Source organism: Paenibacillus sp. J22R232, from assembly GCF_056269165.1.
This window is the reverse complement of record NZ_JBWDNK010000003.1, coordinates 62062-81727: the sequence shown is the minus strand read 5'-3', so window position 1 is coordinate 81727 and position 19666 is coordinate 62062. Positions and strand designations below refer to the sequence as shown.

At 48.5% G+C, this 19666-nt stretch carries 15 protein-coding genes; 4 read left to right on the top strand and 11 right to left on the bottom strand.

Annotation, left to right across the window (positions count from 1 at the left end):
• Nucleotides 1–97: 97 nt before the first annotated feature.
• The gene (locus AC0YN3_RS11385) at nucleotides 98–787 is read right to left on the bottom strand and encodes a hypothetical protein (RefSeq protein WP_475775187.1); all 690 of its coding nucleotides are present in this window, start codon (nucleotides 785–787) and stop codon (nucleotides 98–100) included.
• Between the two features lie 163 nt (nucleotides 788–950).
• Between AC0YN3_RS11385 and AC0YN3_RS11380 the strand changes: the two genes are divergently transcribed.
• On the top strand, nucleotides 951–1343 hold the full coding sequence (locus AC0YN3_RS11380; RefSeq protein WP_475775186.1) for a hypothetical protein: 393 nt from the start codon (nucleotides 951–953) through the stop codon (nucleotides 1341–1343).
• Between the two features lie 61 nt (nucleotides 1344–1404).
• Here AC0YN3_RS11380 and AC0YN3_RS11375 read toward each other — a convergent pair whose 3' ends face one another.
• Together AC0YN3_RS11375 and AC0YN3_RS11370 are read right to left on the bottom strand one after the other, a co-directional pair.
• On the bottom strand, nucleotides 1405–2478 hold the full coding sequence (locus tag AC0YN3_RS11375) for a Gfo/Idh/MocA family protein (RefSeq protein ID WP_475775185.1): 1074 nt from the start codon (nucleotides 2476–2478) through the stop codon (nucleotides 1405–1407).
• Nucleotides 2475–3611, bottom strand: coding sequence for a Gfo/Idh/MocA family protein (locus AC0YN3_RS11370; RefSeq protein WP_475775184.1), 1137 nt, complete (start codon nucleotides 3609–3611; stop codon nucleotides 2475–2477). The genes AC0YN3_RS11375 and AC0YN3_RS11370 overlap by 4 nt, the downstream gene beginning before the upstream one ends.
• 171 nt (nucleotides 3612–3782) lie before the next feature.
• Here AC0YN3_RS11370 and AC0YN3_RS11365 point away from each other — a divergent pair, with 171 nt between their 5' ends.
• The 3 genes from AC0YN3_RS11365 (at nucleotide 3783) to AC0YN3_RS11355 (ending at nucleotide 6450) form a co-directional block, all read left to right on the top strand.
• The gene (locus tag AC0YN3_RS11365) at nucleotides 3783–4637 is read left to right on the top strand and encodes a helix-turn-helix transcriptional regulator (protein ID WP_475775183.1); all 855 of its coding nucleotides are present in this window, start codon (nucleotides 3783–3785) and stop codon (nucleotides 4635–4637) included.
• 99 nt (nucleotides 4638–4736) lie between these two features.
• Nucleotides 4737–5162, top strand: coding sequence for a MarR family winged helix-turn-helix transcriptional regulator (locus AC0YN3_RS11360; RefSeq protein ID WP_475775182.1), 426 nt, complete (start codon nucleotides 4737–4739; stop codon nucleotides 5160–5162).
• A 52-nt stretch (nucleotides 5163–5214) separates the two neighbouring features.
• The gene (locus AC0YN3_RS11355; protein WP_475775181.1) at nucleotides 5215–6450 is read left to right on the top strand and encodes an MFS transporter; all 1236 of its coding nucleotides are present in this window, start codon (nucleotides 5215–5217) and stop codon (nucleotides 6448–6450) included.
• 4 nt (nucleotides 6451–6454) lie between these two features.
• On the opposite strand, the gene AC0YN3_RS11350 is transcribed toward AC0YN3_RS11355, so the two are convergent.
• The 8 genes from AC0YN3_RS11350 to sigI form a co-directional block, all read right to left on the bottom strand.
• Nucleotides 6455–8278: a PAS domain S-box protein gene (locus AC0YN3_RS11350; protein ID WP_475775180.1), complete on the bottom strand. Its 1824-nt coding sequence runs from the start codon at nucleotides 8276–8278 to the stop codon at nucleotides 6455–6457.
• A 226-nt stretch (nucleotides 8279–8504) separates the two neighbouring features.
• The gene (odhB, locus tag AC0YN3_RS11345) at nucleotides 8505–9716 is read right to left on the bottom strand and encodes a 2-oxoglutarate dehydrogenase complex dihydrolipoyllysine-residue succinyltransferase (protein WP_475775179.1); all 1212 of its coding nucleotides are present in this window, start codon (nucleotides 9714–9716) and stop codon (nucleotides 8505–8507) included.
• A 6-nt stretch (nucleotides 9717–9722) separates the two neighbouring features.
• Nucleotides 9723–12632: a 2-oxoglutarate dehydrogenase E1 component gene (locus AC0YN3_RS11340; protein ID WP_475775178.1), complete on the bottom strand. Its 2910-nt coding sequence runs from the start codon at nucleotides 12630–12632 to the stop codon at nucleotides 9723–9725.
• A gap of 307 nt (nucleotides 12633–12939) precedes the next feature.
• The gene (locus AC0YN3_RS11335) at nucleotides 12940–13902 is read right to left on the bottom strand and encodes an acetylxylan esterase (RefSeq protein WP_475775177.1); all 963 of its coding nucleotides are present in this window, start codon (nucleotides 13900–13902) and stop codon (nucleotides 12940–12942) included.
• Between the two features lie 215 nt (nucleotides 13903–14117).
• Nucleotides 14118–15641, bottom strand: a complete 1524-nt coding sequence (locus AC0YN3_RS11330) for a leucyl aminopeptidase (protein WP_475775176.1) — start codon at nucleotides 15639–15641, stop codon at nucleotides 14118–14120.
• Between the two features lie 233 nt (nucleotides 15642–15874).
• Entirely contained in the window at nucleotides 15875–17245 is a 1371-nt protein-coding gene (locus AC0YN3_RS11325; RefSeq protein ID WP_475775617.1) for an ATP-binding protein, read from the bottom strand.
• Between the two features lie 257 nt (nucleotides 17246–17502).
• On the bottom strand, nucleotides 17503–18840 hold the full coding sequence (locus AC0YN3_RS11320) for an anti-sigma factor domain-containing protein (RefSeq protein ID WP_475775175.1): 1338 nt from the start codon (nucleotides 18838–18840) through the stop codon (nucleotides 17503–17505).
• Nucleotides 18837–19649, bottom strand: a complete 813-nt coding sequence (sigI, locus tag AC0YN3_RS11315; RefSeq protein ID WP_475775174.1) for an RNA polymerase sigma factor SigI — start codon at nucleotides 19647–19649, stop codon at nucleotides 18837–18839. Before sigI ends, AC0YN3_RS11320 begins: the two co-directional genes overlap by 4 nt.
• Between the last annotated feature and the right edge of the window lie 17 nt (nucleotides 19650–19666).

Genomic DNA, 19666 nt, shown 5'->3' with positions numbered 1-19666 from the left:
TTCCTTATGGGGTTTAATTTAACCCCATGTCCCCATGTTCATGCCATCTATATATTAATTAAATACATCACCATTATTTCATCTCGGCAAAGCTCCCTTATTCTTTTTGTTTGGCGAGACTTGCTCTTGCTGCTTGCCTCATTTGTCTTGCATTTTTTATATTTGCTGCACCAATTAATTCGTTTAATATAGCTGCTGGCGTATTCTCATTATAGGATAATGAAAGCCATACTTCTGGCTCTCCCGTCTCAAAAAGAAAAAAGAATTGTTCGTTCGTCAAATCGAAACGTCTGGCAAATTTAGCATGATCCAAAACGATCATTAGTCGTTGCAAGTTACCGGAATGGCTATTTCGTTGGATCGCTGAATCAAGCAGTTTTCTTTTCTCCGGCGACGATGGCTCTTTATAAATCAAGGTCTCCAACATCCATCTGTTCTCATAAAATTTATTCAGCAGTAACGCCATTGTATCCATTTCAAATCTTTCAATCGTGTACAAATCAATTGCCAACGTCAGTAAAGCTTCATCTACCAGCTCTGCTAATAACCACATTGCTTGATGCTCTTGTCTGGTGTGCCCTAATGCCACGAGGGCTATCTTCCGATCAATAAGGTCCATGACGATAGGTTGGGGAAGCGACTCACCATAGCTTAAAGACAGTTTGCTCCAAACCTCATCCTCAATATCCGAATGCTTAACTGCTTCATAAACCTCAAATAATTTATTTTCCGTTAATTCCGATCCAGTATTTTCGCCATTTAAAATGCCATCGATCAATGAATCCATCGTTCTACTCACCTCAACCACTGAGCCGTTTGCTCGTGTGATGTTCCATCATGCTCTTCCTAAACAATATAACATGCCTTCACCCATCTGTAACATTTTGGATAAAAGCACGTCTAATAAGACAACGGTTACTCCAATCTTTTATGAAGAGGTGCTGCAGAATATGAAGCTTTGGCAATCCATCCTGCTGCTTGGCATGATTACGGCGTGTTCTGGGAGGTCTGATTCTTTTTATGACGAGAATACGGGATATAAGCCATCAGCTGTACATAACGATTTTATTGTCCCCGTTCAGGCTGAGCCTGAGGAAACGGAGTTCGGTAACCCCAATATTTCAAAGGGAATGAAATATAAACTTAAAGACGTTGGGGGAAGCCAAGGGTTATATCCGCCGATGCACTATTTCGAAGAGCTAGAGAGGCTCGGTTGGATTGAACAGAAGGAAGAACGGATGGGGCATGCTCATTTCTTTAAAAAGGAAACAACCGTAATATCCGTCATCGTCAAAGAAGATTTCTTTCACGTTTATGTAATGAAAGAAACGATGCAAAATTAACATTATGCAAATAGCAAAAGAACTGCCCGCAGGCAGCTCTCTATGTTCAAATGTCATCTCCTTATTCTATTCGTACCGCTTTCTTCTGCGCCAAGAGCGAAAGCTCCGCCGCTTTAAAAGTATGCTCCTGCGTCATCGCATTTTCCGTGCCATTCAAGCAATCCAGAATGAGCTGGCCGAAATAAGGAAACCCGACCTTGCCGCCCAGCTTCATATGCCGCTCGCCGTCGCTGTTCACCAAATACAACTGGTCGCCCTCTGCTTCGCGTGCGATATCGATATACTTGCGCATCTCGATATAGCCTTCGGTTCCGAGTATGAGCGTACGCCCGTCCCCCCAAGTGCCAAGCCCATTCGGCGTGAGCCAGTCAACGCGGAAGTAGCCTGTTGCCCCATTATCTCCAACTACGTTCATATCGCCGAAATCCTCCAGCTCCGGATATTCCTTGTTAGCGTAATTGGCAACCTTGCTGTTCACGACCGCCGCATTCTGATTCCCCGTGTAGTACAGGAACTGCTCGATTTGATGAGATCCGATATCGCAAATAATGCCTCCGTACTTTTCCTTCTCGAAAAACCAAGCCGGACGGGCTCCCGCATTCAATCGATGCGGACCAAGGCCAAGCACTTGAACAACGCGTCCAATCGCGCCTTGCTCAATCAGTTGACCAGCGAATACAGCGCTCTCCACATGCAGCCGCTCACTATAGTAGACGGCATATTTCTTGCCTGTCTCCGAGTAGGCTTTACGCGCATCCTCCAGCTGCTCAAGCGTCGTAAAAGGTGCTTTATCCGTGAAATAATGTTTCCCGCTGCGCATTACGCGTACGCCAAGCGGCCCGCGTTCCGAAGTGATTGCGGCCGCAGCCACCAATTGCACTTCTGGATCGGAGAGCACCTGCTCCTCCGATATCGCGGCTCTCGCTTGCGGGTATTGACGGATAAATGCCTCCACTTTTGCTGGATCGGGATCGTACACCCATTTTAATGCTGCACCCGCTTCGACAAGCCCGTTGCACATGCCATAAATATGTCCGTGGTCAAGGCTCACCGCAGAAATAATGAATTGCCCTTCCTCAACTACTTTGTTCGGTTTTCCTTTGGGTGCATATTTCATGCCGTCTGCTTTGCTCATTTGCTTACTGTCTCCTTCTGAAAGGAAGAATTGGCGATTCGATCCTGCAAATGCTGATAGAACAGCTCCTCGTCAATCGGCAGGTCGACCCAGTTATCCGTCCACGTGGAGAGAAGCATCGCATTAGAGAGCATAAGTCCTTTAATGCCCTCTTCGCCAGGTGCGATCAGCGGCTCATCGAACAGAATCGCATTCACGAAGTTTTGCGTAATGCCTTTATGGTCCGGGTAGCTGCCTTGCACCGGAATTTCGCATTTCCAGCATTCCGGCTGGCCGAAGCTGCCCTTATACTCTTTATTGAATTCCGGCTCCGGAACGCGAAGTCGCCAAAATGTTAATTCATTGTTTTCGATGACGACCTTGCCGCGGTCACCACTGATTTCAAGCCGGTTCGTACCCGGAGCTTCACCCGTCGTCGTTACGAACACGCCGGTAGCACCATTCTCATATTCAACGAAAGCCGTCACGTCATCCTCGACCTCGATATTGCGATGCTTGCCGAAATAACAAAATGCACGGACGCGCTTAGGCATCATGCTAATCGTCCATTGCCACAAATCTAGCTGATGCGGATCTTGATTGAGCAATACGCCTCCGCCTTCGCCAGCCCAGGTAGCCCGCCAAGTCCCTGAATCATAGTAGCTTTGAGAGCGATACCAATTCGTAATAATCCAATTCGTTCTTCTAATCTCCCCTAGCTCGCCTGCATCAATCATGTCTTTGAGCTTCACATATAGCGGATTCGTCCGTTGATTATACATCATGCTGAACTTCACGTTCGCTTTACTGCCCGCCTCGTTCATTTCGCGAACCTGCTTCGTGTATACGCCAGCCGGCTTCTCGCAAAGGACATGAAGCCCGCGCTTGAAGCAAGCGATTGCAAGCTCCGGATGCGAGAAATGCGGAGTAGCGATGAGAACGCCGTCCACGAGGCCAGAATCCATCATTTGGAGAGGATCTAGATACAAACCAACCTGATCGCCAAGCTTTTCTTTGGCCCACGCAAGATTTGCTTCGATCGCGTCGCTGACAGCCGTTACTTCTACGCCACTCACTTCACCGTTGACTAAATAATTGATATGTCCTTTTCCCATATTGCCAAGCCCAATAATGCCCAAACGAACGATCTGCATCCGGATGCCGCCCCTTTATTATAAAATGAATGGTTGCGCTTACTGCTTACAGCTACTTGCCTTTATGGTATCACGTTGCGATCCGTTCGACTTCATCCGCATTATCCTGTTTGTTCTTTTATTTGACTGTGGTTGGTGTATAATGATGATATTTACGAGGGGAGTGACAGGATGACCATCCAGCACCAGATTAGCGTTCCGTTCACGATGGGCACTAGCTCGGACTATAATACCAATGTGGCGTATCACACCCATTTTCATTATGAAGTCTATTATTTCCATAGCGGAAAAGTGAATTATCTTATAAATGACCGTATTTATGTACTAGAGCCAGGTGACCTGCTGCTTATGCACGGCATGACGCTGCATCGTGCCCATGTCGACCCTGAAGTGAAGTACCATCGCTCCACGCTGCACTTTGACCCATTTTATTTCAAACAATTTATTCAGCCGCCTTTTGCTGCCGATCTGCTCGAGCCGTTCCGCAAGCTGCAAAATGTTAGGCTTCAGCTGCGTGGACCGGAGAAAGCGGAGGTCGAAGCGGTTATTAATCGGTTAGAGCTGCATTATGTGCAAAAGGATTCTTTCTCGACCCAACGCTTTCAAGCGCAGCTGCTCGATTTCATGATTCTAATCAACCAGCTGTGTCAGAAGCCGATGAAGGAAAAGTCTACTTTCCCGTCATCCAAGCAGCTGCATGTCCAAGCGATTATATCTTATTTGGACAGCCATTATCAGGAAGAGATTACGCTGGAAAGCATTCAAACGGAGCTTCACCTCAGCAAGTTTTATTTAGCCAAAACATTCAAAGAGGTTACCGGAAGTACGATCTTTCAATTTCTGATGCAGCGCAGAATCTATCAGGCCAAAATCGAGCTGATTGACAGTGACCAGCCCATTACCGATGTCGGTTACGAGGTCGGCTTTAAGCATCCTTCGCATTTCAGCCGCGCTTTTAAGCTTCATACCGACTACACGCCTGAGCAGTATCGCAAGCAGAATCAACTCCACTCCGTGCCTACCTGATAAGCGTTAATCCGAAATCGGGGATTGGCGCTCTTGACCCTTTTAGTTGATAAGCGTATTATTGTTATATCAACTATATAACAAGAGCAGGTGAAGGAATTGGAATTAAAACAATCCGTAGGTTACGTAATAAGCAATACAGGGCGCCGGCTGAATCAGCGGCTCCAGCAGCTTTTTCAACATCACGACGTAACGCCCGAGCAATTTACGCTTTTAATGTGCTTGAGCGAGCATGACGGAATTTCCCACAAGGATTTGGCTCAGCGTACCGATAAGGACCCTGCCAACATAACCCGCTTGGTTGATCAGCTTGAGCGCAAAGCTCTCGTTAAGCGATTAGCAAATCCGAACGACCGCCGCTCGCAGCTGATCTCTATTACCGAGGACGGCACAAGCTGCGCAATAGCGCTTGCGCCTATTGAGAGGGAGTACGTTCAGCAAATGCTAACAGGCATCACAACGGATGAAATTAAAGCTTTTATGCGCTTCATGGACAAAATCAATCAAAATGCCGGAACGCAATAAGACGCTCAATCTATAAGACATGGTTGACCAGCAGCTGAGAGGGGAACTTGCATTGAATACGAATAAATTATGGAGCGCCGACTTCATTAAAATATGCTTAAGCAGCTTTTTCTTGTTTTTTTCTTTTTATACGCTGGCGACGGCTCTTTCGGTTTACGTAACCGATGGGCTTGGAGGCTCAGGCACGCAGGCCGGCTTATCCATGACCGTTTTTGTTATAGCCTCCGTATTGCTTCGGCCATTCGCAGGGCAGCTGATGGCCAAATATGGCGAACGTAAAATCGTAATATTGTCTTTATTGCTTTTTTTACTGTTCTCAGTCGCTTATTTAGGCGTTTTTGGCTATGCGATGCTGCTGCTCGTTCGTTTTTTTCACGGCGGCACGTTTGCTATCGCAACGACTTCCACGAATACGACTGCAATCGGCATTATTCCAGAGCATCGCAAAGGCGAAGGCATCAGCTATTTCAGCTTGTTCATGAGTCTCGCGATGGTCATTGGACCTTTTGCGGGGCTGACGATTACGACCCATGGCGGCTTTACCGCGATGTTCATTTTGTGCGCATTATGCTCATTGATTGCCTTTGTGCTTGGGGCTTCGACGAAACGGCAAAAGGCTGTCTTGCGCTCAGCCTCCGCTAAAAACAATTCTACGGATACAATGCCGAAAGCAAAGCTGCACTGGCGTGATCTTGTAGAACGGAAAGCGATCCCGATCGCTCTTAGCGGCTTTGTCGTCGCCTTTGCGTACAGCGGGCTAGTGACGTTTATGTCCGTATATACGCATGAACAGGCGCTGGATCAGTATGCAAGCTATTTCTTCGTCTGTTTTGGCATTATGATTGTACTGCCGCGCCCGATCATCGGGAAGTTGCTCGATCGCGTGGGCGAGCATGTAATCGTGTATCCGAGCATTGCCATCTTTACGGTTGGCATGCTAATGCTCAGCCAAGCCAGCTCTCCTGCATCGCTGCTCGTGTCTGGCGGCGTCATCGGTCTTGGCTACGGTGCTTTGCTTCCCTGCTTTCAGACGATTGCCGTACTTGCGGCTCCCGTACACAGAAGAGGCCTCGCTACCGCAACCTTTTACTTACTGTTTGACCTAGGCTATGGCATTGGCTCCTATTCGCTAGGAGCACTCGCGTCCGGCTACGGCTACCGTGCCATGTATATGCTATGTGCCGTTATTATCGCCGCTTCATCTGTTATTTATTTCATGCTTCATCATAAACGCAAACGGTTGACGACGAAGGCCGATGCCGAGCAAGCGCTGGGCACCTCCGGCTAATGATTCAACTGGCTACCTGAATAGGCAAAATAATTTCGACGACCGTACCTTGATTTACGACACTGCTTAGCTTCAGAGTGCCTTTATGCGCCTCGATAATTCTCGTGCTGATCATGATGCCGAGACCGGTCCCTTTTTCCTTGGTAGTCACAAAGGGCTCACCTATCTTTTTAATGAGCTCCTCGGGAATGCCTGGTCCGCCGTCTTTAATTCGAATCAACACGTTCCCATCATCCTTTGTAGCAACGGATAACTGTACCTCTCCGCCATGAGGCATCGCCTCGATGGCGTTTTTTATTATGTTGAGGAACACCTGCTTCAGCTGATCGGCATTGCCGAATACGGTCGGTGCAGTATGATCTAAACAAACCTTAAGTTCCACGTTTAATAGAATGGCCTGCGTTTCCAGGATAGAAAGCACACTATTGAGAATAGGCTCAAGCGGTTCGTCATGGAACTGGGTGAAATGGGGCTTCGCAAGTGTCATGAATTCATTCACGATTAGCGTAATTCGATCAATTTCATTCGACATAATCGTAAAATAATGCGGATGCTCCGGGTATCTAGCACTCAGAAGCTGCGTAAAACCTTTAAGTGCAGTCAACGGATTACGGATTTCATGCGCGACGCCTGCAGCAAGCTGTCCGATCGCAGATAGCTTTTCGGATCGGATCAGCACCTCCTCCGACCGTTTGCGATCGGTCAAGTCTCGAATGACGCTCAGCATCACGTCCTTGCCCATGTAGTTATTGATCCGGATGCTCGATAATTCCACATCCATCTGCCGACCGTCCGGACATACGATAATACGCTCCTGAAACGGGCTTGGGTCATCCGACGACATAATTTTTTGCACCGTTTCAACAACCATGCCATGCTGGATCGGATGAATGAAGTCAAAAATGCTTTTACCGGAAAGCTCGCAATCCTCATTTAGTCCGATAAGCTGCAAAGCCAGCTTGTTGGCATACAGAATGACGCCCTGGTCGCTCAGTACAATCGGCTCGGGAACGAATTTAATCATCTTCTGATAAAGCTTTGCGCTGTCCTTTAGCAGCTTCTCCTTCTCAAGCTTAAAGGTTACATCCTGCACAGTACCTAGCAATGAAGGCACTCCGTCCAGCATAATGACGGAGCTGTTTCCTTCCAGAATGATGACGCTTCCGTCTTTTTTCTTCCCGCTCAGTCGCAAGACAAATTGGGTCACTCCGTTAACCATTCCCTGGAGCACTTCGTTCTCTATGCGCGAAAGCTCTTCCTTCGGAATAAAGCAGTCCGGAGATAAAGACAGCAGCTCATCGACCGTATAACCGAATAGCTCCGCCAAATACGGATTGGCATATATGAGATTACATTGTTGCCCTACGAAAACGCCAGCAACGACGTTCTCCATTAAGCTTTTGTATAAAAAATCCTTTTCGAACAAAGACTCCTCCATCCGAATTCGGTTAGAGATGTCGCGAATGATAAGCTGGACCGAGGGTTTTCCGTCATAGGTAACATTGACCGCACTGAGCTCCGTTTCAAACGTTTCACCGTTTCGTCGAAGCAGCTTGAAATTCATGAAAACAGTAGGATTAGCTTCCCGGATCAGATACTGTATATTAGCGGTGAACTGCTCCAGATATTCAGCATGAACGAAGCTTTTAATCGGGAGCCCAACCATTTCATCAGAACGATCAAAACCAATCATACTTAATAACGAACGGTTCGCCAGAACGATACAACCCTCACAAAAAATAATGAGGCCGTCAGACATCATATGGACCAAATTCTCGTATCGGTCTTCGCTTTCTCTCCATTGCTTGTTCATTTGAACGCTCTCCATCTGCCTAAACCACCTCATCCAACAAATAACTTTACTTGATTGTTATTTTCAACATTTTCTGCCCTCTTCCTGCTCCATTTTAAAAATTAAAATAAAAAAACATAGTAATCGATATTCCGTTCTTTTCTACATGTTTTAAGGCGAAGCAGGCTTGCATGCAAAAAAGAGGCTGGCCATGAAGTAGAATACTCTACTTTACGGTCAGCCTCTATTGAATTATCGCTTATTAGCCTTCAAGAAGAAGCGCTTCTGGATCTTCAAGCAGAGCCTTAACGGTTACAAGGAAGCGAACTGCTTCGCTGCCGTCTACGATACGGTGATCGTATGACAATGCGATATACATCATCGGACGGTTTTCCATGCGTACATCGTCAATCGCTACCGGACGGATCTGAATCTTATGCATACCGAGGATACCAACCTGCGGCGCATTTAGGATCGGAGTCGACAGCAAGGAGCCGAAGACGCCGCCGTTCGTGATGGTGAAGCTGCCGCCTTGCAGATCGGAGATCGCCAGCGTGTTGGATCTTGCCTTACCGGCAAGCTCAACGATGTTTTTCTCGATTTCAGCGAAGCTTAGGCGGTCTGCATCGCGAACGACAGGAACTACTAGACCTTCCTTGGCCGAAACCGCTATGCCGATATCATAGAATTTTTTCGTAACGATTTCTTCGCCGTCGATCTCTGCGTTAAGCAGCGGGAATGCTTTGAGCGCACCAACTACCGCTTTCGTGAAGAATGACATAAAACCAAGGTTCACATCATTTTTCTCGAAAAATGCTTGCTTGCGGCGTTTACGAAGATCAAGAATCGCAGTCATATCCACTTCGTTGAAAGTAGTCAGCATTGCTGCCGTACGTTGTGCTTCAACCAGGCGGTTAGCAATCGTAACCCGGCGGCGCGACATCCGTTTGCGTTCAGTCGGCTTGCCTTCTTTGCTTGCGATTGCTGGCTCAGCAGCCTGCGTCAGCGGAGCTGATTTGACAGGCGTCGCTACTGCAGGAGCTTGTCCTTGCGGCTGCGAAAGATCAATGCCTTGCTCGCGGGCACGCTTGCGTGCTGCCGGCGAAGCGTTGATCGCTGCTGAGCTGTCGCTCACAGGAGCAGCCGCTTGCGCAGCTGGTGCTGCCACTGCTGCTGGAGGTGTTGGAGCTGCAACCGCAGCTGGCTCTGCCGCTGGAGCTGCTGGCGCGGAGGCGCCAGCTCCTTCGCCGATCGATCCAATTGCTTCGCCTACTAATACAACATCTCCGTCTTGCTTCGCGATACGGGATACAACGCCGCTGTTGTCAGCGCTAATCTCGATGTTTACTTTATCGGTTTCAAGCTCCAGCAGGACATCCCCTTGATTAACGGAGTCGCCTTCCTTCACGAACCACTTGGTAATCGTGCCCTCTGAAATGGACTCGCCTAATTCTGGTACTATAATTTCAGCCATTAGTCGCTACCCCCTTATCAAACTTGTTTCAACTGGTTTGCCGTTCAAGGCTGTCGAGATAATCCATTTTTGCTCTGCGGCATGTACCTCTTGGTGTCCGCTTGCCGTACTTGAGCGATCCGGTCTGCCCACGTAACGGACAGCTGCCTTCTTCGGTGCCAATGCGCGCAGCCTTGGCTCCATGAAGCTCCATGAGCCCATGTTCTGCGGCTCTTCCTGTACCCACACGATTTCTTCCAGCTTATCGAATTGCTTCACGATACGCTCGATTTCGGCATGCGCGAACGGATACAGCTGCTCTACCCTTGCAACGCGCAGCCATTCGAAATCCTCTGCGTTCGATGAAGCAAGTGCTTCTTCCACATCAATAGCAACCTTGCCCGTGCAAAGCAGTAGACGTTTTACCTTATCCTTCTGATCCTTCGATTCCGTTAAGCTGAACTGCGGAAGCACCGGTTTAAACGAGCCTTCGCTGAATTCAACGCCGTGCGACGCAACGCGCGGATTACGGATCAAGCTTTTTGGTGCCATAAGCACGAGCGGGCGAACTTGCTCGGTACCAAGCGATGCCGCTTGCTTGCGCAGCAAGTGGAAATATTGGGCGGACGATGTCAAGTTCGCTACCGTCCAGTTGTTATCAGCCGAGAGCTGTAGGAAACGCTCTAGCCTTGCGCTCGAATGCTCCGGTCCTTGGCCTTCATAGCCATGCGGCAGCAAAATCGTAATTCCTGATTTCTGTGACCATTTCGCTCGGCCTGCCGAGATAAACTGGTCAAAGATAACCTGTGCGACGTTCGCAAAATCTCCGTATTGCGCTTCCCAGATTACGAATGTTTCCGGTGCGAATACGTTATAGCCATATTCAAAGCCAAGCACTGCCGTTTCGGACAATGGGCTGTTGTGAACCGCAAAGGATGCTTTTGCTTGCGGCAGCATGTGAAGCGGCGAGAATTTAGCAGCCGTAGCATTATCATTGAGCATGATATGCCGGTGTGCGAAGGTTCCACGCTCCGAGTCCTGTCCGCTTAGACGAATCGGCGTTCCATCGGCAAGAATCGTAGCAAAAGCAAGTGACTCGGCATGTGCCCAGTCTACCTTTTCCCCATCATTCAGGCCGGATGCCCTGCGCTGCAAAATACGCTGCAGCTTCGTATATTCAGTGAAGCCCTCTGGGCGGTTGAGAAGCTCTAGATTAATCTCGCGCAGCGTCTCTAGCGGAACGGCCGTGCGTGCTTCTTCGCCGGATGGAAGCTCTGATTTCCGCTGCTCTCCGCGTATTTTCGGCTCGCCTTCCTTTGCTTTCATCGCATCGTAGGCTGCTTGAAGCTTGCCGTTCGTACGCTGGCGCAGCTCCTCGACTTGCTCCTCAGAGATTGCTTTGGCCGATTTAAGCTGCTCGGCATAAAGCGTGCTTACGGTCGGATGATTGCGAACCTTCGCATACATAAGCGGTTGCGTTACTTCTGGATCATCCATTTCATTATGGCCGAAGCGGCGGTAGCCGATCAAATCAATAACGAAACCTTTATTATAACGCAGACGATATTCGCAAGCGAGACGTACGGCAGCCAAGCATGCTTCCGGCTCATCTGCATTGACGTGAACGATCGGAATGTCAAAGCCCTTCGCAAGATCACTTGCATAATGCGTCGAACGGGAATCAATGCTGTTCGTTGTGAAGCCGAGTCGGTTGTTGGCAATAATGTGCAGCGTGCCCCCGTTATGGTAGCCATCCAGCTTATTGAAGTTAAGCGTCTCCGCTACGATACCTTCGCCGATGAAAGCAGCGTCGCCATGTACGCAAATGGTAACGGCTTTGGATGAATCCTGCTTCGGCATTCCCGGCTTGCTTCTATCCTCTTGAGCTGCGCGCGTGAAGCCTTCAACCACTGGATTAACAAATTCAAGGTGGCTCGGGTTGTTCGCAAGGGTAAGGTTGGCACGAATCGTTTCGCCTTCCTTAATCGCGCGATCTGCACCCAGATGGTACTTCACATCGCCCGTCCAGCCGTAGTTGAGACCCATCGAGCCTTCGGATGGAATAAGCTCTTTGTTAGGCGCATGATGAAACTCGGAGAAGATTTTCTCATACGGCTTGCCTAGCACATGCGTAAGTACGTTTAGACGGCCGCGGTGAGCCATGCCCATTAGAATGTTGTTCGCGCCGTCATGCGCGACAGCACGGACGATCTCATCCAACACGGGTACGAGCATATCCACGCCTTCTATCGAGAAACGCTTCTGACCGACGAAAGTCCGGTGCAGGAAGTTCTCGAAATATTCGACCTCCAATAGGCGCTCAAGCAGCGCCGAACGCTCCCTTGCCGACAACGGCGCCGGGAAGCTTCCCGATTCCGCTTGTTTATTCAGCCAGTTCCGTTCGTTCTCGTCATGGATATGTGTAAATTCATAGGCAGCAGAGCGTGTGTAAATTTCTCTTAGGCGGCTAATAGCCTCCCACCCGTTCGAGATCGATGCAGGTGCATTGTCCCAAATAAGCGAAGCCGGTATAGAAGCCAAATCCGCTTGCGTAAGGCCAAAGGTTTCTGGCTCGAGCAGCTTCGTATCCGCTGCCGGGCTAAAACCAAGCGGGTCGATATCCGCAGCTAAATGGCCGTATCTGCGAATGTTCAGCATAAGCTGGTGCGCAGCGACAACCTTCTTCAACATATTTGAATCAATCGGTCCAGGTGCTGCACTTGATGCAGCCTGTTGCTCGCTTGGCTTTGCTGTATTAGCAGCGGCTCCTATCGATACTGCCGGAGGTGCTCCAAAACGTTCAAAAAGCTCACGAACCGTTGCTTCAACGGCATCAGGCTCTGTTAAAAAACGTTCGTATTGCTCCTGCACATACCCAAGGTTGGGTCCATAGTAGCTTTGCCAAGGCGAATAATTACGCTCATCATGGTTGCTCATTGCAGAAAATTCCACCCTCTCTATTCATTGCCATCCTATTATTTTCTAAGGCGAAGCTCGTCATACATGCCCGCCAGCTTCCAGCCTGCAAAGCCTTAAACCGTTTCAACTTGCTCTATAATATGATTGGTTATTAAGTTATACCGTAATCTCCAGTAACTGGTTTCAAATTACGGCAATTTATAGGATGTTGATTGAAAGCTCCCTTATATTTTAGTACATTGCACGCTTGCCTTCCATAATCATATTGGCATTGATATCATCCATTTCAAGCATTGATTGTCGTTCTCGGACAATCATCGAAGCATTAATCGTTCTGAAAAACGTCTTTCAGAAATAAAATCGCTGCCCGGTTCTGGTACCCGCCTACCTCATGCCCTGAAAAAGGATAGTCGTTCAGCTCTTTTCTGGCATTAATCCGATTGAAAACCGCGTAAATCGTTTCCGGCATGCATACCGTATCCTTCCAGCCAACCGACATCAAGACCGGTGCTTGAATTCGTTCCGCTAGGTTAAGCATATCGAAATGAGCCAGTGTATGTAGTACGTTCCCCAGCCTGTCTGGATAACGTTTTACGTGCTGAGCAATCTCCGTCAATGAACCTGTCGAATTCATAATGCCATAATCCATATGGCACATGTTCGGAATATCGGCTACGACAGCGCTTACCTTCGAATTAAGAGCAGCAGCTAATAGCGCAAGTCCGCCACCTTGGCTGCCCCCGACTACCGCGATACGGGAGGCATCTACCTCCGGCTGCAGCGCAGCAGCATCGACTGCTCTTACCGTATCCATCGTGATTGCCCTGTAATAGCTTTGCTCGATGTTTTCAATGCCTTGCGTGACCCAGCCTTTTATCGTCCCTTCTTCCGAAGTCAGCAGGTTGCCAGTCTCGCCTCCCTGCCCTCTTGCGTCGACCGCAAATACGGCATAGCCGAGAAGAAGCCATGCGGCATAACGCTCGGGCAAGCCTTTGTCGCCAGTATAACCTTGAAAGATGACGACGCAAGGAAGCTTCTTCCCATGCAAACCCTGCTCCGGTACGATGTAAAGCCCATGTATAGGGGTTTCGTCACTCCCCTTGTAAGTCAGGCGTTCCGTTCTAACCGTACTTAACGGCGTTTCCAGCAGCTCCTTCACAATTTCAAGCGGCTTATCCGAGTAGCTCGCAAGCACAGCGTCCCAGTAACGGTTCAGTTCTGCCGAATCCATCGTTACGGGCGGATAATAGGCCAATAAATCACTTTTTCTTCGTTCTATCGCATGCATATTAGTATACCCCTATTCCAATATGTATTTTCGTCCCATTCCAATATCGCAAGAAAGAGTTCAAGTAAGCGTTACCAAAACCATGTGAAAAGCAACCTCCCTGTCACAAGGAGGCCCTGTTTTTTCTTGCATTTTATAATATACAGCGTCTATCCTAACCGAGCTTCTACAGCCTTTTCCATTTGGAAGCTTCCGTTCATATATGCCCTCACTGCTTAATCCTGGTGTACTATGAGTTCAACCAGTGTTCTAACCATTACGCCAGTTGCGCCTTTCGTTTCCCAACCGCGACTCGAATCCAGCCAAGCCGTTCCTGCGATATCCAAATGCACCCAAGGCAAGCCTTCCGCAAAATGCCCGATAAAAAGCCCGCCGGTTATCGTTCCGGCATACCTTCCGCCGCTATTTTTCAAATCTGCCGCATCGCTCATGATCTGTTTCTTATATTCTGGATAAGCAGGCAGCTGCCAGATCCGCTCGCCCGCTCGGTCCGATGCCGCTTGCACTTGATTGAAGAGCGCTTCGTTGTTCGTTACCGCTCCCGTCGCTTGCGTGCCAAGCGCAACGGATACAGCTCCCGTCAATGTTGCCACATCCACAAGCTTCGTCGCGCCTCTCGTAATCGCCGTTGTGAGACCGTCTGCAAGCACGAGTCTTCCCTCTGCATCCGTGTTCACAATTTCCACCGTATGGCCGCTCATCATCCGCAGCACGTCACCCGGCTTCATCGCACGGTCTGAAGGCATATTCTCCGCTGTCGGAATAACGGCAATGACATTCATTGTAGGCTTCAGCTCTCCGATTACACGCATGGCACCTAGGACTGCAGCTGCGCCGCCCATATCCGAGATCATTTCCTGCATGCCTTCGGCCCTCTTCAAAGAGATGCCTCCCGTATCAAACGTAATTCCTTTTCCTACCAATCCCCATGCCTCTTCTGAGCTTGGGTTTCCTTTGTAATGAATGACGATCATGCGAGGCGGGTTGATGCTTCCTTGACCAACGCCCAACAAGCCGCCCATGCGCTGCTCCGCGGCGCTCCATTCATCGATAACCTCAATCTCCAGATCAAGTTCCCGCGCCAGCTCCTCTGCATGATAGGCAAGCCGCTCCGGCGTTAGGTCATTTCCTGGCAGATTAGTCAAATCACGGGCCAATATAACCCCTTCGGCATACAGCTTCCCTTTAGCAATACCCTGCTCCCACAATGCGGCATCTTCAGCCGAAGCCGTCGCCCCTTGCGGTAAAAAAGCCACCTCTTTCAGCGCAAAGCGTTCAGACGGCTCGCGTTTCAACGGCTGGCGCACGTGAAGCGCTAGCAGCAACCCCTCAACCAATGCCTGCGCCGAACGTTCTGCCCCCAGCTTCGCTAGCGATCCATCGATCAAGGATTCTGACAGCAGAACTTGAATCTTCTCCGCACGCAGCTTTTTCAGCGCTTTCGCAGCAGCCGCGGCAGCAAGGCGGAGTCCTGTCAAGCCACCCTCAGAATCAAGCCCCACGAACACGATATGTGCAGCGGGATACAATTCGAGCGTTGGCAAGACTGCTACTTGCTCGGTATCTGCCTTAAACAATCCTTTGGCATGCTGCGCCCTTAGCGCTTCATCGATTTGCGGCTGCAAAATCGGAAGTGCGCCTTCGCCTTGAACTAATTCTTTTTTGCCAATAAAACGTATGACCGCCTCTGCAGCCGCTTGCTCCGTATTTCTCACTCCGTATGTAAATGATACGTTCATTAGTTGTTTCCTCACTTTCTTCATCGGTATATTTGCATAGACGTCAACCGAAATGCATACTAATTCATACCGTTTGCCAAACTCATTATACCTAAGGTCCTTCGACTTTTCCATGTTTATAATTGAAGATAAACTAGGGCTTGTATGGCCCAAACAACCGAAAAGCTCCCCTCCCAAGTCGGAAGAAGAGCTCCTATGCGTTCTTTTGTTCGCGGTTCATGTACGCCACCTTATTAGGCAAGCGGCAAAGTTATGATGAATTCCGTCCCTACGCCCGGGTGGCTGTCAACCCGAATCGTCCCATTGTGATTGCGAACAATCCGATAGCTAACGGATAACCCCAGTCCCGTTCCGGCTTGCTTGGTCGTAAAGAAGGGGTCAAACAACCGATTCATCGTTGCCTTTTCCATGCCTTTTCCGTTGTCCTTAATGATAATTTCAGCTGACTGGCCGTTGCTGCGGGTAACAATATCAATCAGGCCTCTTCGTTCGCTCTGTACCTCTTCAATGGCGTCAAGCGCGTTTTTGATAATATTCAATATGACCTGCTTGACCTGCTTGACGTCGATGGAAACCAGATGCTCCGCGCAATAGCATTCAGCCTTGATCTCGCAATTCCGCATCAAAGCTTCGCTTTCGGTCAGCAATACGACTTCCTTTATCAAATGATCGATGGACACCAATTGCTTCATCGGCGCCGACGGCTTGGACGAGTTTAGAAATTCATAAATAATATCGTTTGCTCGGTCAATTTCCGTCAAAATAATTCGTGCGTACTCCTCTTTGCCAACCTCAAGCAAATAAGGCCGGAGAAGCTGTATAAAACCCCGGATGCTCGTCAACGGATTTCGAATTTCATGCGCAATGGCCGCAGCGATCTTGCCTAGCATCGCAAGCTTGTCATTCTGCAAAGCGGTTTGCTCGATCTGCTTGTATTCCGATACATCCTTGACACTGAATAAAAAATCACCGTCTAATTGATCACCGTAAGTAACCGTTACTAATAGATGTTTGCCGTCTTTATGCTGGAATTCATAGTACCGACTATGCATCAGAAACATTTCCTTGTAAAGCCTTAGAACCGTCCGTTTTGTACTGCTCGCAAGCTGTTTATGGCGCAAGATTTCCTTGATCGTACAACCAATCAACGTTTTCCTAGGAATATCGAGCAGCTTGGCCATCTGCACGTTAATAAACGATAATATGCCGTCGCTGTCAAATAAGGCGATACCGCTGTCCATGTGCTGAAGCACATTTTCATATTTATTTTTCACCTTTTCGAAGGATCGATTCGATCTGAACAGCATTTCACGCATTTCACTAAACTTCTGCTCAGTTGACCGTTCCGGCTGCAGCCGGAAGCGGCAAGCGACCATGATTTCCATCAAGAACACAAATGAACGATTATATAACCGCACAGCCTCCTCCGAGTCGACATTCGCGGCTAGTGACTGTATGCATTCTTCATGTACAGCAATGATTTCTTCCGGGTTTATTCCGTAAAGCTCCTTGCCCAGCTCGTTGGCATGGAATAATGATACTTCCTTACCACTTCTAATATACTCGGCAAGCGCCGGGAAATAGCGCTTTCGAATGGCCAACATCATGTACTCCTCCCCGGCAACGTCTATAGAGATAACAGTTACAGTTACTACTAATCATAGGGCGAGTTTACAATCGCTGTCAATCGGAAATACTGTCGAAATTTGTTCGCCGACTGGGTAAAAAGTATGGTACGGACACGATTAGGTCTTTAGACTGTTTGTCAGATAAATGACTTTTTACACTCTTTCTACGATTAAAAAACCAGCCCTTTTTTCCTTGTCGGCATGGTTGGCTAGGCTATTTCGTTCGAATGAATTCAATCCCTTTTATCGTCCTTTTCTTTCGTGTCTCTTTTATTGTTTGACTTATCATCTCTTTCCTTATCGCTTTTTTGGCCTGAATTCCAATGATCGCGGTCATCACGGTTATCCTTATCGTCGTCACGCCAATTGCTTCCCCAACCGTTGTTATCGCGCTCCTCATTGCGATTGCCGCCTCGGTTATCCTTGTCATCATCATCGTTGTTGTTGCGCGATTGATTCCAGCCTTGACTCCAATCTCGGTCCTCGTCCTCTTTATCGTCATCCTGTTTATCCGGATTCGGACGATTTGGTTTGTTCGGCTTGTTCGGTTTTCCTGGCGTATTCATCGGTTTATCGTCCAAAGCACCGTTTCTTACAGGCTTTTTCGTCTCCGACGGCTTTAAGGTTACAACGCTGCTCGGCTTCTCCGGCTTCGCTGCCTTGACCGGTTTATTCGGTTTAGCGGTTGCGGTCGGCTTCGCTGCCCCGCCTTTATTTATATTGTTTTGCTGCTTTGCTTTTTCCTCTTTTTCCTTCGCAACCAGCTCTTTCAGCTTTTCTTTGCTCTTGTCCTGCGCATTGTCTACGATCGTTTTTACTCCGCCGACCGGCTCCGTTACTTTATCGATGGACTGCTGCTTCAATTGCTCTATTTCAAGCGAGTAGCCCTCTTCCTTCGCCATTAGATAAACGGCCATTTTACCTGAGGATATACCGTTGATCGCTGCTTCCTCACGAACCTCATTCGGGATAGACATGGTCGTAATATTCGCAGTGGCGGCCTCTTCTGTCAAGCTGTTCAGCAGAAGCCTCAGCGCTTCATCGACTTTTCCTGTCAAAATACTCTCATAATCGAGTTTTAGTGCAGAAGCATCACTAAGCAGAACGCTTGTAATAAAAATATCCTTGTTCGGCGTATCCAAATAATGCGAGGTCTTCGCTTTCTCCAGCAGGGACGCGGCAACGGTCTCCACATTGATTCCATCGAATCGAAGGCCTTTAATAATGTTCTCGCCGTCAGTATTTAATGCCCGCAGCTCTCGTACCTTCCCATTCTCGTCCACGCCTAGCTCTACGCTCGGATTAATGTCCATACTCAAATATGCCACGACTGGGTTCTCGTCTCTCTGAATAAAGAATAACAGCGGTAGGATGAACACCAACAGAATAGCAGCTGCGCTTCCGTACCAGTAAGCAGGCTTCACATTACGGGTTTTCCTGTACGCCGCTTCAAAAATAATTTCTTCTCCCAGCTGCGGCGTACCTTGAATAGGGGCTTGCAAAAATTGTCCGTCTGCCGTCATGACGACCGCATGCTGCTTATGGATACTCACAACAATTCCGCGTTTCATTTGCTTGCCTCCTTATTCGAACCCATATGGTCTTCGGATATATGTAGATAATCATGCATGTATGGATATGGTCCTGAAATGACTAGTGAGATCGCAATAATATACTTGCGGTTGCGCTCCACTGTTTTGCGCGAAACGCCGCACAGCTCAGTCAGCTCCTTAACAGGCATCTTCCCTGTTTGCCTAAGCGTATCGAACAATTGTGCTTCTCCTAACAGCGTCTGAGCGATGCCGATCAGCAGCCTTCTCGAATCTGCATGCTTCGGAGATACTTCAACCAGCTCCGCGAATGAAATTCCAAAACGATCAAGCTCATTGTTCAACTCGCCGATTTCGACTCTGCGCTCATCCTCGGTTCGTTTCATCTCGAAAGCGAACATCGCTTGCTTTGTTTCTACTGAATTATATTGAGGCTGTTCTTCTTCCTCTGAATCAAACATGCTATAGGGAACAACCTTGGAATGCCTTTGTTCTTTTCGGACATGGTCAATAAGCCGGCGGCGAATGACGGTTTCAGAAAATCCGATAAACGATTTCCCTGCATGACTGGAGAACTGATTGATGGCTTCGTTAAAAGCTAATAGCGCTATGCTGAATTCATCGTCTCGGCTCGGATCAATATACCGTTTGCAAAATCGGCTTGTCACTTTCATGATATAAGGTTTGTAGTCTGCTATGAATTGCTCACGCAGCAGCTCGTCGCCATCGCGAATACGAGCAATCTTTTGTTCGGGAGTCAGCTTAGCCTCCTCCGCAGCTTCTGTGGATACAGCTTTCCGCAAGAAGCGTTTGAACAATACGAGTAACAACCGCTCCACCTCACTAT

Excerpts from the sequence above, each read along its gene's own strand:
- AC0YN3_RS11380 (WP_475775186.1), top strand. The coding sequence starts at position 951 with ATGAAGCTTTGGCAATCCATCCTGCTGCTTGGCATGATTACGGCGTGT.
- AC0YN3_RS11350 (WP_475775180.1), bottom strand. The coding sequence starts at position 8,278 with ATGGAGAGCGTTCAAATGAACAAGCAATGGAGAGAAAGCGAAGACCGA.
- AC0YN3_RS11325 (WP_475775617.1), bottom strand. The coding sequence starts at position 17,245 with ATGTTGGCCATTCGAAAGCGCTATTTCCCGGCGCTTGCCGAGTATATT.
- AC0YN3_RS11330 (WP_475775176.1), bottom strand. The coding sequence starts at position 15,641 with ATGAACGTATCATTTACATACGGAGTGAGAAATACGGAGCAAGCGGCT.
- odhB (WP_475775179.1), bottom strand. The coding sequence starts at position 9,716 with ATGGCTGAAATTATAGTACCAGAATTAGGCGAGTCCATTTCAGAGGGC.
- AC0YN3_RS11335 (WP_475775177.1), bottom strand. The coding sequence starts at position 13,902 with ATGCATGCGATAGAACGAAGAAAAAGTGATTTATTGGCCTATTATCCG.
- AC0YN3_RS11365 (WP_475775183.1), top strand. The coding sequence starts at position 3,783 with ATGACCATCCAGCACCAGATTAGCGTTCCGTTCACGATGGGCACTAGC.
- AC0YN3_RS11320 (WP_475775175.1), bottom strand. The coding sequence starts at position 18,840 with ATGAAACGCGGAATTGTTGTGAGTATCCATAAGCAGCATGCGGTCGTC.
- AC0YN3_RS11375 (WP_475775185.1), bottom strand. The coding sequence starts at position 2,478 with ATGAGCAAAGCAGACGGCATGAAATATGCACCCAAAGGAAAACCGAAC.
- AC0YN3_RS11385 (WP_475775187.1), bottom strand. The coding sequence starts at position 787 with ATGGATTCATTGATCGATGGCATTTTAAATGGCGAAAATACTGGATCG.
- AC0YN3_RS11370 (WP_475775184.1), bottom strand. The coding sequence starts at position 3,611 with ATGCAGATCGTTCGTTTGGGCATTATTGGGCTTGGCAATATGGGAAAA.
- AC0YN3_RS11340 (WP_475775178.1), bottom strand. The coding sequence starts at position 12,632 with ATGAGCAACCATGATGAGCGTAATTATTCGCCTTGGCAAAGCTACTAT.